The sequence below is a fragment of the Sandarakinorhabdus sp. FBCC-B8862 genome, assembly GCF_059745315.1.
In genome coordinates, this window is sequence record NZ_CM185574.1 from 1,076,518 (window position 1) to 1,090,343 (window position 13,826).

Consider the following 13,826-nt stretch of genomic DNA (forward strand, 5'->3'; position numbering starts at 1 on the left):
CCCCCTCCGCCCTGCGGGCACCTCCCCCAGAGGGGGAGGATCAAAGCCTCACTTGCGCTTGAACACCTGTTTGCCCGCCAGCCAGGTGCCGGTCACCTTGATCTGCCACAATTCGCCTTCCGGCGCCGCGAACGGGTCGCGTTCCAGCGTGATGAAATCGGCCCATTTGCCCGGCTCCAGCGTGCCGACCTTGGCTTCGGCATGGCCGGCTCGCGCCGCCCAGGTGGTGAAGCCGGCAAAGGCATCCACCAGGCTCAGCTTCTCCCACGGCCGCCAGCCGCCGGCCGGCAAGCCATCGCGCGATTGCCGGGTGACGGCGGCATGGATGCCGAACATCGGATCGGGCGGCTCCACCGGGAAATCGCTGCCAAGGGCCAGTTCCGCCCCGCTCTTCTTGATCTGTGCCCAGGCATAGGCGCCGCCCAGCCGGCCTTCGCCCAGCCGCGCTTCGGCCATGCCCTTGTCCGACGTGGCGTGGGTCGGCTGCATCGATGCGATCACCTTCAGCTCGGCAAAGCGGCCGAGATCGGCCATGTCGACAATCTGGGCATGCTCGTTGCGGTGGCGCAGCGCGATGCGCTGGGCCAGCGGCACCGCGGCATAGGCATCCATGGTCGATCGGTTGGCCTGGTCCCCAATGGCATGGGTGTTGACCTGGAACCCCTCGGCCGATGCTTCGGTGACATAGGTTTTCAGCTTGTCAGCCGGGGTGATCTCCAGCCCGCGGGTGGAGGGCATGTCGGCATAAGGCGCGATCAGATAGGCGCCGCGGCTGCCCAGCGCCCCGTCCGAAACCAGCTTCATCGCCTGCATGGCGACAAGATCATTGTAACTCCAGGGGATCGGCCCCTTGGGCGCGATGGCCTTGCGGTTCTCGGGGCCGCCCGCCATGGCATAGATGCGCGCCGTCAGCTTGCCGGCCTTGGCAAAGCGGACGTACCGGTCCCATGTGTCCTTGTCCATGCCGGCATCATGCGCGCCGGTCAGGCCCACTTCCGCCATGGTTTCAAGGCTCTTGGTCAGCACCAGATCCAGGTGCGCCGGATCATCCTTGGGGATCGCCCGCGTGATCAACGCCATCGCCTTGTCCACAAACACGCCGGTGGGATTGCCGGCGGCATCGCGGATGATCTCGCCGCCATCGGGGGCCTTGCTGTCCTTCGTGATGCCGGCGGCCTTCATCGCGGCGCTGTTGGCCCACAGCGCATGGCCATCCACACGCGACATGGCGGCCGGGCGGTCGCCGGTCACGCTGTCCAGTTCGGCCGCGGTCGGGAAGCGGTTGATCAGCTTGCCATCGGCATACCAGCGTTCCTGGTTCCAGCCGCGGCCCATGATCCAGCCGGCCGCCGGAATGCCGGCCTTGATGCGGGCCAGCGCTTCAGGGATGGAGGCGCTGTCGCGCAGGTCCACCACCAGCTTCAATTCGCCCAGCCGCATGACATGGCCGTGCGCATCAATCAGGCCGGGCCACAGCGTCGCGCCCTTCATGTCGATGGCGGTGCCGGCCGGCAGCGCGGCATTGGCCGGCAGCGTCGCCTTCACCTTGCCATTGTCGTCCACCACCAGGGTGGCAAAGCGCTGCAGGTCGCCTTTGCCATCCAGCGTGTAGCCATTGGCATTGGTGTAGACCGTATCGGCCAGCGCCGGCAGCGACACCCCAAGCGCCAGCGCGAACAACAGCGTTCTCATGATATTTCCCCTGTTATACCAATAATTTCGACATGAAGATCCAGTGCTTGTGCATGATCGCCGGCACCTCCACCTCAGGATAGGCCGGGATGGGGGCAAAGCCCAGCCTTTCGTAAAGCGCGATCGCGGTGGTCAAGGTGGGCGCGGTGTCCAAAAACATCTGTTGATAACCAAAGGCTTGTCCATCGGCGATCAAGCGTTCCACCAGCGCCCGGCCCAGTCCCTGCCCCTTGGCGCCATCGCGAACATAGACACGCTTCATCTCGCACACGCCGTCACGCACCCGCCGCACCCCGCCCATGCCGATGGGCTGGCCATTGGATTCCAAAATGTAAAATACACTCTGCGGCGGTCCCTCACCGACAATTTTCGGAAGCGCTTCAGGCAGATAGGCGCGGATGTCACCGCCGGGGAAGATATCGCCCAACCCCACCGCAAAACGCTGCGCCACCCCATCGAAGACGAACTGCAGATATTCGGCATTGAGATCGATCAGCAGCGCCGCATCATCTGGCAGGCGGGCGGGGCGATAGCGGATGGCCATGGCACAGCGATGGCCCGCCGCGCCGGCGTTGGCAAGCACCCGCTGTTGGCAGGGGCGACGCGGCGCAGTAGGAACGTGCGATGACGCTGACCCCGCCCCCTGATCGCGCCCGTCTGGAGGCGCTGGCCAAACAGGGCGTGGCCGCCCTGCAGCGCGGCGATGCCGCCGCCGCCCGCCCCTGCTTCCAGACCATCTGCAACAGCGGGCAGGCCAATGTGCAGATGTGGCTGCTGCTGGCGCAATGCTGCCAGATGCTGGACGACCGGCCAGCCGCCCACGCCGCGCTGGCAACCGTGGTGCAAATGGATGCCAACAATCCCTATGCACTTGTGATGCAAGGGGAATTGTTCACCAAATCCGGTGACGACCGCGCCGCCGTGGGCTGGTATCATCGCGCCCTTGATGCCGCCCAGATGTATCAGCAGCTGCCCCCCGATCTGGTGCAGCGGCTGCAGAAGGCCGAAGCCGAAGTCAGCGCCATCCAGGGCCGCTTTGCTGGCAGCATGCACCGTGCCCTGGCCGACGCCGGGGTGGACCAGACCGCCACCGGGGATCGGTTCGCGGAATGCCTGACCATCCTCACCGGCCAGGCCCAGCCACAGCTGCAACAGCCGACCAATTTCTACTTCCCCGGCCTGCCCCAGCGCGCCTTTTATCACCCGGCCGAATTCAGCTGGACCGCCGGCCTTGAAGCCCAGATGCCGGCTATCCGCGCGGAGGCCGAGGCCGTGCTGGCCAACCGCGCCGGCGTCGCCCCCTATGTCGAGGCGCCCAGGGACCGGCCGGCCAAGGCGCACAGCCTGATGAACGATCCGCGCTGGAGCGCCTTTCACCTGTTCCGGAACGGCCAGCCGCTCGAAGCCAATGCCGGCCGCTGCCCGGCCACCATGGCGGCCCTGGCTGGGCTGCCGCTGCCCCACATCAAGGCCCATTCACCGATGGGGCTGTTCTCCATCCTGGCGCCGCACACCCATATCCAGCCGCATCATGGCATGCTGAACACCCGGCTGATCTGCCATCTGCCGTTGATCGTCCCGCCCGGCTGCCGCCTGCGCGTTGGCAACCACACCCGCACCGTCGAAGCTGGCAAGATGCTGATATTCGACGACAGTATCGAGCATGAGGCCTGGAACGACAGCGACGATATCCGCGTTGTGCTGATCTTTGAGATCTGGCGCCCTGAACTCAGCGCCGCCGAACGCGCCGGGCTGACCGCCCTGTTCGAATCGGTCGCCGGCTATGACGCGGATCAGGCCTGAGGGGGGACCAGCCGCCGGATCAGGCTGGACGTGTCGTTGCGGTTGCCGCCCATCGCCTGCACGTCGGCATAGAATTGATCGACCAAGGCCGTCAGCGGCAGCGGCACGCCAAGGCGGCGGGCTTCGTCCAACGCAAGGCCAAGGTCTTTCCGCATCCAGTCCACCGCAAAGCCGAAATCAAACTGGCCGCGGGTCATGGTTCTGGCGCGATTGTCCATCTGCCAGCTCTGGGCGGCGCCCTTGCTGATCACGTCGACCACGGCATCCATGTCCAGCCCCGCCTTCAGGCCCAGCGCCAGCCCTTCCGACAGGCCCTGCAGGATACCGGCGATGCACAACTGGTTGACCATCTTGGTCAATTGTCCGCTGCCGGCCGGGCCCATATGGCCGATACGCTGGGCATAAGCCGCCATCACTGGTTCGGCGGCCGCAAAGGCGCCACCGCTGCCACCCACCATGATGGTCAACTTGCCATTCTCGGCCCCGGCCTGCCCGCCCGACACTGGCGCATCCACCACCAGCAGCCCGCGCGCTTCACCCTCGGCAGCCAGCCGACGGGCAATCGCAGCGGACACCGTGGTGTGATCGATGAACAGCGCACCGGGCGTCATGGCGACAAAGGCACCATCCGGCCCGAGCGTCACCGCCTCAAGATCAGCATCAGCGCCCACGCAGGCAATCACCACGTCGGCACCGGCCGCCGCCGCCGCCGGAGTGGCCGCACTGCGCCCACCATGGGCGGCGACCCAGGCCTCGGCCTTGGACAGCGTGCGGTTGTACACGGTGAGGCTGTGGCCGGCCTTTGCCAGATGGCGCGCCATCGGCGCACCCATCACGCCCAGCCCAAGATATGCGATGTTCATGCCCATGGCGGCGGGCTTAGACCCCGCTGGGCGCGGTTTCAATCTGGCAGGAACAAGGAAACAACGTCGCGGGCCAGCCGTGCCGGGCGCATGGTCGCAACATCGATGCAGCACCAGGTGCTCTTCACCTCGGCAATCACCTGCTCACCGCGCTGGAACAACGTGGTGAAAAAGGCACGGGCGCCCTGGACGCCATCGGCCACCACATTGGCCACCACATCATCATCCAGAAAAGCGGGGCGGCGATAATTGATGTTGTGGTTCAGCGCCACCCACAGATGGCTGGCCACCGCATCGGCCGGGGCGGTGTGCTGCCAATAGGCGACCACGGCATCCTGCACCCAGCGCAGATAGACGGCGTTGTTGACATGGCCCATGTGATCGATGTCGGCCGCTGCCACTGCCACATCATGCCGATACATCACACCGCCTCCCGCCAGAAACATGATGAATTGCTCATGTTTTTCGGGGCCGGTCAAGTCTTGACCAGCCGCGCTCACCGCCGCCATGGAACCATATGACCAGCAGCCCAACCCTGCGCCGCCGGCCGGTGCAGGCGCGTGCCCAGGCCCGGTTCGATCTGATTCTTGGCACCGCCGCCGCGATGGTGGCCGAAGCCGGGGCAGAGGCGCTGAACACCAACCATCTCGCCCGCCGCGCCGGCATCCCGGTGGGATCGGTCTATCAATATTTTCCCGACAAGGCCGCCCTGCTCACCGCGCTGGCCCGGGCCCAGGTAAGCGCCTTCGAAGCCCGGCTGACCATGCCGGCCGATCCCGATCCAGCCCGCTGGAATCTCCTGGCCGAAGTGGAAAAGGGCGTGGGCGCGCTTGCTGATTTCGTGGCCGAAAACCCGGCCTTTCCACAGCTTTATCTCGCGGCCCGCGCTGGCGGCGGTGGGGCGGCGGCCATGCTGGACGGCGGCGCGGCGCATTTTGCCGCCATCTTTGCCGCCCGCGCGCCGCAGATCCCGGCCGAAACCCGCGCCCTCCATGCCCGGGTGGTGGTGGAAAGCGCCCAGGCCCTGCTTACCCTTGCCGCCACCGGCCCGAATGCGGCCGGCGACCTGCCCCGGGTGCGCGCGGAGGTGGTGGCGCTGATCACCCGCTATCTTGCCCCCTTCTACGGGTAGCGCGGCCGGCCCTGCGGCGTTATGGAGCAGGTCATGAACGTGCACACAGCCGAAACCCAGGCGGCCAGCCTGCCCATCACCGTTGCCGATGTGGAGGCTGCGGCCGCCAATATTGCGGGCGCGGTGATTCGCACGCCCTGCCTGAAATCGGAAACGCTGAGCCAGCTGACCGGGGCGCAGGTGTGGCTGAAGTTTGAAAATCTGCAGTTCACCGCCGCCTACAAGGAACGCGGCGCACTGAACCGCCTGTTGAGCCTGACGGCGGAGGAGCGGGCCCGCGGGGTGATCGCTGCATCGGCCGGCAACCATGCCCAGGGGCTGGCCTATCACGCCCGCCGGCTGGGCATCCCGGCCACCATCGTGATGCCGCGCTTCACCCCGATCGTGAAGGTGCAGCAGACCGAAAGCCATGATGCCAACGTGGTGCTGTTCGGCGAGAAATATGACGATGCCAGCGCCCATGCCCTTGAACTGGCCCAGAAAAAGGGGCTGGTCTATGTGCATCCCTTCGATGATCCCAAGGTGATGGCCGGCCAGGGCACGGTGGGCCTGGAAATGCTGGAGGATGTGCCGGAGCTCGACACGCTGGTGGTACCCATCGGCGGCGGCGGCCTGATTTCCGGCATCTCCACCCTTGCCAAGGCGCGCAACCCCGATATCGCGGTGATCGGCGTGCAAGCCGAGCTCTATCCATCCATGTATGCCGCCATGAAGGGCCAATCGGCGCTGTGCGACGGTGACACGCTGGCCGAAGGCATCGCCGTCAAGACACCGGGGCGGCTGACGCAGGAGGTGGTGCGCGCCCTTGTGGATGACATCGTGCTGGTGGGCGAACGCGATCTGGAGCGCGCCGTTTCCCTGCTGCTAGGCATCGAAAAGACGGTAGTGGAAGGCGCCGGCGCTGCTGGCCTTGCTGCCCTGCTCGCTCATCCTCGCCGGTTCAAGGGCGCCAAGGTGGGCCTCGTGCTGTGCGGCGGCAACATCGATACCCGCCTGCTGGCCAACGTGCTGCTGCGCGATCTGGCCCGCGCCGGCCGGCTGGCCCGCCTGCGCATCCGCCTGAAAGACCGGCCGGGACAGCTGTTTGAAGTCGCCCGGATTTTCGATCAGCAACAGGTCAACATCCTCGAAGTCTATCACCAGCGCGTCTTCACCAATCTGCCGGCCAAGGGCCTGATCACCGACGTGGAATGCGAAACCCGCGACCGGGATCATCTGGAACGGCTGATCGAGGCGCTGCGGGCGGCGGGCTATGATGTCCGCATGGTGGAGGCGGACTGATTGCCCCCTTGCACTGCCGCAAGCCTGCGCTAGCATCGCCGTTAACAGGGTTGGGGACTGGCCGTGGCACGCGGCCGGCCCGTTGCAGTGTGAGGGCTGAGGGCTTCCGGGTGTGACCGACCAATCCTATCGATTCCCACGGTTTTTTGTCACGGCCCCGTCGCCGTGCCCCTATCTGCCCGGCCGCACCGAGCGTAAGGTTTTCGCCGAACTGAAGGGCGATGACGCCCAATCCATGTCCGAAGCGCTGGGCCGAATCGGGTTCCGGCGCAGCCAGAATGTCGTCTATCGCCCCAGCTGCGAAGGCTGCCAGTCGTGCGTGTCCGTCCGTGTGCCCACTGCCCGCTTCCAACCCGGCCGCAGCCAGCGCAAACTGTTGGCCCAGCACGCCGATCTCGACGTGCATGCCTGCGAACCCTGGGCCACCGAAGAACAATGGGCCCTGCTTCGCCGCTATCTCGCCGCCCGCCACCCCGGCGGCGGCATGGCCGCGATGGACGCCCATGATTTCGCCGACATGATCGAACAATCCCCGGTCGATACGGTCATCGTCGAATATCGCGAACCCACCAGCGATGGCCGGCTGGGTCGCCTTGTCGGCTGCTGCCTCACCGACAAGCAATCCGATGGCCTGTCGATGATCTACAGCTTCTATGAACCCGATCTGGTCCACCGCCCCGGCCTGGGCAATTTCATCATCATGGACCATATCACCCGCGCCGCCCGCGCCGGCCTGTCCTATGTCTACCTCGGTTACTGGATCGAAGGCTGCAACCGCATGGCCTACAAAACCAAATTCCGGCCCGTCGAAGCCCTGATCGGTGGCCAATGGCGGGAACAACCCTGATCCCCATTTGACACAATTGACGAAAATCCCGGGATTCCAGAAAATAATCCCGCCTTTTCAACAAGGCTTGCCACCGGCCCACGCGACACAAGCGACACATCTCGCGCCGTGTCACACCGCCAGGCCCACTGGGCGCATCCCACCGGGCAGCGCCATGATGGCAGGATTGGGCCGTGTAGGACAGCGGGCGGACCACAAACGGGCCTCCGCTCCGGATCAGGTCCGGGTGCCGTGGCAGCAGGCAGGCATCTGCCCAAGGGAGAACGTCGTCATGCTGGCGAAGGCCTGCATCCATATTGAAACAAGCTCCGGCTGACCCGGTTATGGGTGCAGGCTGCACGATGGATGCTGGCCTTCGCCAGCATGACTGGGGCGGGTGTCCCTCGACAGGCTCGGGATGAGCGGGGGGCTTTGGCGCGAGTGCCTCACCCACGGGCCGCCCCACTGCGGGCCCCGTCCCCGGCCCTTCGTCACACGTGCCGCGTGCAACCTCCCCATCCTGCGGCTGGGGAGGACCGATGGCGGGCGGGTGCGTGTGAAAGGGAATGGGTCAAGGGTCTGTGACCCTTGCCGTCGGAGGCATGACGTTCCCCTCAGGCGTCTGCGATCAGGTGGTTGAGGACGCCGCTGGCGACGGCGGCCTTCACGTGATCGATGAAGGCGCGCAGTTTGGGTAGGACCTGGGCGTGGCCGGGGTAGTGGAGGAAGAGGCCGGGGCTGGAGGGGGAGAGGCCGGGGAGCACGGTTTCGAGGGCGCCGCTGTGGAGTTCGTGGAGGACCAGGGGCTCGCTGACCTGGGCAAGGCCGAGGCCGCGGCGGGCGAAGGCGACGACGGAGGCCATTTCGTTGACGATGACGCGGCCCTTGACGGCCACTTCGATGCTGCGGTTGCCGTCGATCAGGCGCCACGGCATCATGGCGCCGCTGGCGAGGCGTTGGCGGATGCAGTTGTGGGCTTTGAGATCGGCGGCGCTGGTGGGGCGGCCGTGGGCATCGAGGAAGGCGGGGGCGCCGACGATGACGAAGCGGAAGGGCGGCGCGAGGCGGACGCTGATCATGTCGGCCTCCAGCAGTTCGCCGATGCGGATGCCGGCATCGTGGCCGCTGGCTGCGAGATCGACGAGGGCATCTTCGCCGGTGATTTCGACATCGACATCGGGGTAGCGGGCGCAGAAATCGGCGATGATCGGTTCGATCAGCAGCGGCACGACCGAGCGCGGCATGTTGAGGCGGAGCAGCCCGGCCGGGCGGCCGCCGATGCTGCGGGCGCTTTCCCAGGCGCCGTGCAGCATGGCCCAGGCCGGCGCGGCCTGGGCGTGGAACAGGCTGCCGGCTTCGGTGAGGCCGACGGAGCGGGTGGTGCGGATGAACAGTGGTGCGCCGACCCGGTCTTCCAATTGGCGGATGGTCTGGCTGATGGCGGAGGGGGAGACGCCGAGATCGTCAGCGGCTTCGCGGAAGGATTTGCGATCGGCGACGCGGAGGAAGGCTTCGACGCCGTCGAGCAGGTTTTTCGGGATTGTGTAGTTCTGCTTCATGGGGCGGGAAGGATTGTCCGGATTAACTTGGGTCTGAGTGTGACTTAAAAGCTGGTCATCGGCAAGCCACTCCCTGCCGCTGGATGAAAGGACACCAGACCATGATCAACCGCCGCACCATCGACCGCCTGACCATTGCCACCCTGGCCATTGCCGCTTCGCTGCCGTTCATGGCGGTGAGCCCGGCGCAGGCCGCCCCTGTGGATTGCGCCGCGCAGGTGCAGAGCATCGAGGCGAGCGCCGCCGGCGTGGATGCCAAGGCGGCGGCCAAGGCGCTGCGCACCGCCCGCATGGCCGCCAAGATCTGTGAAGAGGGCAATGCCCACGAAGCGGCGAAGAAGTTCAAGCTGGCCCAGAGCCAGCTGGGCGCCCCGGTGCAGCTGGCCGAGCGCCGCTGAACCCGCCCGCTGACCCGCCCGCCGGGCACCCCAAAGCCCGCGGGTTTCGCGGCGGCCACCCTGCCCCCGGGTGGCCGCCGTTTTTTTGCGTTACAGGCCGGCCAGCGCCACCAGGCGGGCGGTGGAGGGATCGAAGCCGAGATCCTCGCTGGCGATGAGGGCGTTGGCCATTTCCTTGCCCAGTTCCACCCCCCATTGATCGAAGGGGTTGAGGCCGAGCAGCACGGCGGCGGCGAAGGTGCGATGTTCGTAGAAGGCGATGAGGGCGCCCAGGGTTTCGGCGTCGAGCCGATCGAGCAGCAGCGTGGATGATGGCCGGTTGCCGGGGAAGGTCTTGGCGCGGGCCAGGGCCGGATCGCCGCCGGACAGGGCGAGCGCGACATCGAAGCTGCGGCCCTTCAGCAGCGCGGCGCCTTGCGCCAGCATGTTGGCGAGCAACTGGCGGTGGTGGGTGGCGGGCAGGCCGTGGCCGTGCTGTTTCACGCCGATGAATTCAATGGGGCCGATGGCGGTGCCCTGGTGCAGCAGCTGGAACACCGCGTGCTGGGCATCGGTGCCGGTGCCGCCCCAGGTGATGGCGGCGCTGGCGCCGGGCAGCGGATCGCCATCGCGGCTGACGCGCTTGCCGTTCGATTCCATCTCCAGCTGCTGCAGATAGGATGGCAGCAGGCGCAGCCGTTCATCATAGGCGAAGACGGCGCGGGTCTGCTGGCCCTGGGCGTGCGCGGCCCAGACATCGGCCAGCGCGGCGAGCACCGGCAGGTTGCGGGCCAGCGGGGCGTCGCGGAAATGCGCATCCATGGCCGCCGCGCCGGCACGCAGGGCGGCAAGCGTGGCCGGGCCGCAGCGCAAGGCGAGCGGCAGGCCGACGGCAGACCAGAGTGAATAGCGGCCGCCGACGCTTTCGGCGAAATCGAGCACGGTACCGGCACCCCAGGCGCGGGCGCGATCGGGGCGGGCGGTGATGGCGATGCAGCCGACGCGGGGATCGGCGACGCCGTGGGCGGCCAGCCAATCAAGCGCGCTTTGCGCGTTCGTCATGGTTTCGGCGGTGGTGAAGGTTTTGGAGACGATGACCAGCCGGGTGCGGTGCGGATCGCAGGCGGCCATGGCGCGGGCCAGCGCCTCGCCATCGATGTTGGCGACAACGTGGATGTTGGGGCCATCACCATAGCGGCCGAGGGCGTCGATCAGCAGGGCGGGGCCGAGGGCGGAGCCGCCGATCCCGATGTGGATGACATCGCGCACGCCCACCGAGCGCAGGGCCTCTGCGCAAGCGGCGACGGCGGTGGCGGAGGCGGCGGCGGTGGCGACATGATCGGCGCGGCCCTGCCCGCGTTCGGCCATGTGGGTGGCGGCGCGGCCTTCGGAGGGGTTGACGATTTCGCCGGCGAACAGGCGGGCGCGCCAGCCGGGCAGATCGGCAGCGGTGGCGGCGGCGAGCAGTTGATCGAGGATCGGCAGGGGCAGCGCCAGGCGGGACAGATCGGCGTGGAGGCCGGCGACGGTGAGGGACAGGCGGTCAAGCCGGTCAGGCTCGGCCACGAACAGGGACGGGATGTCGACCGGCTGGGCGCCGGCCGCGCGGAGGGCGGCAAGATGGTCCATGAGGGTGGTTTTCCGCGTCCTAGGCCGGCTTGTCCAGCGGCTTTCGGCTTGACCGGCGAAGGCGATGCGCCCAACGGGGGCGCAATGGCACGCAAGACGAAGCCTCCGCCCGATGGCGGCATTGGCCGGGCCGAACGGCTTGAGCGGCTGGCGGGCTGGGCGCGCGACGTGCTGGGCCATGATTTTGCCGATGCCGCCCTGATCGACCGGGCGCTCACCCATGGCAGCGCGACGCGGGTGCCGGGGCAGAGTTACCAGCGGCTGGAGTTTCTCGGCGACCGGGTGCTGGGCTGTGTGGTGGCCAGCCTGCTTTATGGCCAGCATGACGAGCCGGAGGGGCGGTTGACCGCGCGGCTGCACGCCATGGTGGAAGGGCCGGCCAACGCGCGGGTGGCGCGCGGCTGGGGGGTGGAGCCGTTGATCGCCATGGAGCCGGTGAGCCGCACCAAGGGGCTGGCGGCCAGCGACAATGTGCTGGGCGATGTGGCCGAAGCGCTGGTGGCGGCGGTGTATCTGGATGGCGGCTGGCCGGCGGCGGAGCGGCTGGTGACGCGGCACTGGGGCCCGATGATGGCCGCCGATCAACCCTATCTGAAGGATCCCAAGAGCAGCCTGCAGAATTGGGCGCTGAAGCGCCGGCTGGGCATGCCGGAATATCTGGTGATCGACCGGCAGGGCCCGGACCACGCCCCGCACTTCACCGTGGCGGTGACGGTGCGCGGCCAGGCGCCGGCCCATGGCGAGGGCCGATCGCGGCAGGAGGCGGAAAAGGCCGCCGCCACCGCCCTGTTGAACAATCTGGAGGCATGATGGACGAAACCCCCATTGAGACCACGCGTTGCGGGGCTGTGGCGGTGGTGGGCGCGCCCAACGCCGGCAAATCCACGCTGGTGAATGCCCTGGTGGGGCAGAAGGTGGCGATTGTTTCGGCCAAGGTGCAGACGACGCGGCAGCGGCTGGTGGGCATTGCCGTGGCGGGCCAGGCGCAATTGCTGCTGGTCGACACGCCGGGGATTTTCCGGCCACGCCGCCGGCTGGACCGGGCGATGGTGAAGGCGGCGTGGGACGGCACCGATGATGCCGATCTGATCGCGCTGGTGATCGATGCCAAGGCCGGGTTGAAAGGCGAAGTGCCGGCCATCGTGGAGGCGCTGGCCAACCGGCGGGAGCGCAAATATCTGATCCTGAACAAGGTGGATATCTGTGTGAAGGAAAAGCTGCTGGTGCTGGCGCAGGAGCTGAATGCCCGCGTGGCGTTTGAAGAGACCTTCTTCGTTTCAGCCAGCACGGGCGACGGGGTGGCGGGTTTGAAGGCGGCGCTGGCCGCCGCCATGCCGGCCGGGCCCTGGCATTATCCCGAAGACCAGTTGAGCGATGCCACCACCCGCCTGATGGCCAGCGAGCTGACGCGCGAGCAATTGTATCTGCAGCTGCATGCCGAACTGCCCTACAGCGCCACCATCGAGACCGAGAAGTGGGAGGAGCGGCGTGACGGCAGCACCGCCATCCACCAGCAGATCATCGTGGAGCGGGACAGCCAGAAGGCCATCGTGCTGGGCAAGGGGGGACTGCGCATCCGCGAGATTGGCGCGGCGGCGCGGGCGGCGATCAGCGAGCTGACCGGGCGGCCGGTGCACCTGTTCCTGCACGTGAAGGTGAAACCCGATTGGGGGGATGACCGCAGCCTCTATAGCGCGGTGGGCCTGGACTTCGTCGATTAGGCCGCAGCCAGGGCACGCTTGCGGCGCAGGCTGGCGCCGATCAGGCCGAAGCCGGCGATCAGCATCGCCCAGCTCGACGGTTCGGGGATCACGTCCACCCCGGTCACGATGCCGACGCCCGACGCGCCGTTCAGCGTGCCGCTGCCGCCATCGAACAGGCCGGTGCCAGACAAGCTCTGGAAGCGCAGCACGAAATTGTGCAGCGTGATGGCGGTGCGGGCGGTGGGCCCGGTGAAGTTGAGCACGAAGGTGGTGGAGGTGGACGGGAAGGGATTGGTGTTGGCCAGTTCGAGGCCGTCACCGCCGCCGCCGGAGCAGTTGTTGAGGTTGCCGCTGGCCTTGATGCACACCTGCGGGTTGTTCGACCCGGAAGGATTGGGCAGGTTCAGGCCGCTGCTGTTGTTGGTGAAGGCGATGACATCATAGATCGACGGCGTGCCGGGGATGGTGGCGCTGTCGATGCGCAGGAAGGCCGGATTGTCGCCGATTGCGCCAGCGGCCGCCGTGGAGAAGCCGATGGCGCTGATGCGCGCGCTGTTCATCGGCGCGGTCGAGGTGTTGGTCACCTTGGCTGAGAAGGTGAAGGAATTGGTGAAGGTGGAGCCGACCTTGGTGTTGCTGACGCTGAGCAGCTGAAAGGTGACGCGGCCGCCGATGTTGGTGAACTCGCGGGGGGTGCCGGTGCCGGCTGACACCGTGGCATAGCTGATGCGCACCGGCATGGCGGTTCCGATGTTGGCGGCGCTGAACGTCAGCTTGCTGAACTGCAGGCTGGTGGTGGCGGCGACCTTGGTGGAGGTCAGCGCCAGCAGAGCAAGCAGCAATGTGCAAAACCTGTTCATATTTATTACCAACCTATTACCTGTCGCCTTATGACTGATTCATCGATTTTCAGCAAGGCAAAAATTCAGTTAACGTCCAAGATCGTTTGTCATCTACGTGC

14 protein-coding genes are annotated in these 13,826 nt (G+C 66.9%); 7 read left to right on the forward strand and 7 right to left on the reverse strand.

Features of this window, described 5'->3' with window-relative positions; translation table 11 throughout:
• Positions 1-48 precede the first annotated feature (48 nt).
• Together AC6BOR_RS05205 and AC6BOR_RS05210 are read right to left on the reverse strand one after the other, a co-directional pair.
• On the reverse strand, positions 49-1,692 hold the full coding sequence (locus AC6BOR_RS05205) for an amidohydrolase (protein WP_498060132.1): 1,644 nt from the start codon (positions 1,690-1,692) through the stop codon (positions 49-51).
• A gap of 13 nt (positions 1,693-1,705) precedes the next feature.
• Positions 1,706-2,236 carry a GNAT family N-acetyltransferase gene (locus AC6BOR_RS05210; RefSeq protein ID WP_498060133.1) on the reverse strand — a complete coding sequence of 177 codons (531 nt, stop codon included), beginning with the start codon at positions 2,234-2,236 and terminating at the stop codon, positions 1,706-1,708.
• An 80-nt stretch (positions 2,237-2,316) separates the two neighbouring features.
• Between AC6BOR_RS05210 and AC6BOR_RS05215 the strand changes: the two genes are divergently transcribed.
• A complete protein-coding gene (locus tag AC6BOR_RS05215) occupies positions 2,317-3,495 on the forward strand; it encodes an aspartyl/asparaginyl beta-hydroxylase domain-containing protein (protein WP_498060134.1) in 1,179 nt (392 codons plus the stop codon).
• On the opposite strand, the gene AC6BOR_RS05220 is transcribed toward AC6BOR_RS05215, so the two are convergent.
• Together AC6BOR_RS05220 and AC6BOR_RS05225 are read right to left on the reverse strand one after the other, a co-directional pair.
• Positions 3,486-4,364 carry an NAD(P)-dependent oxidoreductase gene (locus AC6BOR_RS05220; RefSeq protein WP_498060135.1) on the reverse strand — a complete coding sequence of 293 codons (879 nt, stop codon included), beginning with the start codon at positions 4,362-4,364 and terminating at the stop codon, positions 3,486-3,488. The two genes, AC6BOR_RS05215 and AC6BOR_RS05220, sit on opposite strands and share 10 nt — an antisense overlap.
• A gap of 32 nt (positions 4,365-4,396) precedes the next feature.
• Positions 4,397-4,780 carry an acyl-CoA thioesterase gene (locus AC6BOR_RS05225; RefSeq protein WP_498060136.1) on the reverse strand — a complete coding sequence of 128 codons (384 nt, stop codon included), beginning with the start codon at positions 4,778-4,780 and terminating at the stop codon, positions 4,397-4,399.
• A gap of 95 nt (positions 4,781-4,875) precedes the next feature.
• On the opposite strand from AC6BOR_RS05225, the gene AC6BOR_RS05230 reads away from it, so the two are divergent.
• The 3 genes from AC6BOR_RS05230 (at position 4,876) to AC6BOR_RS05240 (ending at position 7,618) form a co-directional block, all read left to right on the forward strand.
• Positions 4,876-5,490, forward strand: coding sequence for a TetR family transcriptional regulator (locus AC6BOR_RS05230; protein WP_498060137.1), 615 nt, complete (start codon positions 4,876-4,878; stop codon positions 5,488-5,490).
• A gap of 33 nt (positions 5,491-5,523) precedes the next feature.
• Positions 5,524-6,771, forward strand: a complete 1,248-nt coding sequence (locus AC6BOR_RS05235) for a threonine ammonia-lyase (protein WP_498060138.1) — start codon at positions 5,524-5,526, stop codon at positions 6,769-6,771.
• Between the two features lie 112 nt (positions 6,772-6,883).
• Positions 6,884-7,618, forward strand: coding sequence for an arginyltransferase (locus tag AC6BOR_RS05240; RefSeq protein WP_498060140.1), 735 nt, complete (start codon positions 6,884-6,886; stop codon positions 7,616-7,618).
• A 593-nt stretch (positions 7,619-8,211) separates the two neighbouring features.
• Here AC6BOR_RS05240 and AC6BOR_RS05245 read toward each other — a convergent pair.
• Positions 8,212-9,156 (reverse strand): LysR family transcriptional regulator, encoded by a 945-nt coding sequence (locus AC6BOR_RS05245; RefSeq protein ID WP_498060141.1) that lies wholly within the window; start codon positions 9,154-9,156, stop codon positions 8,212-8,214.
• Between the two features lie 101 nt (positions 9,157-9,257).
• Here AC6BOR_RS05245 and AC6BOR_RS05250 point away from each other — a divergent pair, with 101 nt between their 5' ends.
• Complete coding sequence (locus AC6BOR_RS05250) at positions 9,258-9,554, forward strand: hypothetical protein (protein ID WP_498060142.1); 297 nt, start codon at positions 9,258-9,260, stop codon at positions 9,552-9,554.
• A gap of 90 nt (positions 9,555-9,644) precedes the next feature.
• On the opposite strand, the gene pgi is transcribed toward AC6BOR_RS05250, so the two are convergent.
• Positions 9,645-11,162: a glucose-6-phosphate isomerase gene (gene pgi, locus AC6BOR_RS05255; protein WP_498060143.1), complete on the reverse strand. Its 1,518-nt coding sequence runs from the start codon at positions 11,160-11,162 to the stop codon at positions 9,645-9,647.
• An 84-nt stretch (positions 11,163-11,246) separates the two neighbouring features.
• On the opposite strand from pgi, the gene rnc reads away from it, so the two are divergent.
• Positions 11,247-11,972: a ribonuclease III gene (gene rnc / locus AC6BOR_RS05260; RefSeq protein ID WP_498060144.1), complete on the forward strand. Its 726-nt coding sequence runs from the start codon at positions 11,247-11,249 to the stop codon at positions 11,970-11,972.
• A complete protein-coding gene (era, locus tag AC6BOR_RS05265; protein WP_498060145.1) occupies positions 11,969-12,883 on the forward strand; it encodes a GTPase Era in 915 nt (304 codons plus the stop codon). Before rnc ends, era begins: the two co-directional genes overlap by 4 nt.
• On the opposite strand, the gene AC6BOR_RS05270 is transcribed toward era, so the two are convergent.
• Positions 12,880-13,707: a cistern family PEP-CTERM protein gene (locus AC6BOR_RS05270; protein ID WP_498060146.1), complete on the reverse strand. Its 828-nt coding sequence runs from the start codon at positions 13,705-13,707 to the stop codon at positions 12,880-12,882. The genes era and AC6BOR_RS05270 overlap by 4 nt on opposite strands.
• Between the last annotated feature and the right edge of the window lie 119 nt (positions 13,708-13,826).

Bases quoted from the DNA above. Each gene is read 5' to 3' on its own strand.
- AC6BOR_RS05205 (WP_498060132.1), bottom strand. From the start codon at position 1,692: ATGAGAACGCTGTTGTTCGCGCTGGCGCTTGGGGTGTCGCTGCCGGCG.
- AC6BOR_RS05210 (WP_498060133.1), bottom strand. From the start codon at position 2,236: ATGGCCATCCGCTATCGCCCCGCCCGCCTGCCAGATGATGCGGCGCTG.
- AC6BOR_RS05215 (WP_498060134.1), top strand. From the start codon at position 2,317: ATGACGCTGACCCCGCCCCCTGATCGCGCCCGTCTGGAGGCGCTGGCC.
- AC6BOR_RS05220 (WP_498060135.1), bottom strand. From the start codon at position 4,364: ATGGGCATGAACATCGCATATCTTGGGCTGGGCGTGATGGGTGCGCCG.
- AC6BOR_RS05225 (WP_498060136.1), bottom strand. From the start codon at position 4,780: ATGTATCGGCATGATGTGGCAGTGGCAGCGGCCGACATCGATCACATG.
- AC6BOR_RS05230 (WP_498060137.1), top strand. From the start codon at position 4,876: ATGACCAGCAGCCCAACCCTGCGCCGCCGGCCGGTGCAGGCGCGTGCC.
- AC6BOR_RS05235 (WP_498060138.1), top strand. From the start codon at position 5,524: ATGAACGTGCACACAGCCGAAACCCAGGCGGCCAGCCTGCCCATCACC.
- AC6BOR_RS05245 (WP_498060141.1), bottom strand. From the start codon at position 9,156: ATGAAGCAGAACTACACAATCCCGAAAAACCTGCTCGACGGCGTCGAA.
- AC6BOR_RS05250 (WP_498060142.1), top strand. From the start codon at position 9,258: ATGATCAACCGCCGCACCATCGACCGCCTGACCATTGCCACCCTGGCC.
- pgi (WP_498060143.1), bottom strand. From the start codon at position 11,162: ATGGACCATCTTGCCGCCCTCCGCGCGGCCGGCGCCCAGCCGGTCGAC.
- rnc (WP_498060144.1), top strand. From the start codon at position 11,247: ATGGCACGCAAGACGAAGCCTCCGCCCGATGGCGGCATTGGCCGGGCC.
- era (WP_498060145.1), top strand. From the start codon at position 11,969: ATGATGGACGAAACCCCCATTGAGACCACGCGTTGCGGGGCTGTGGCG.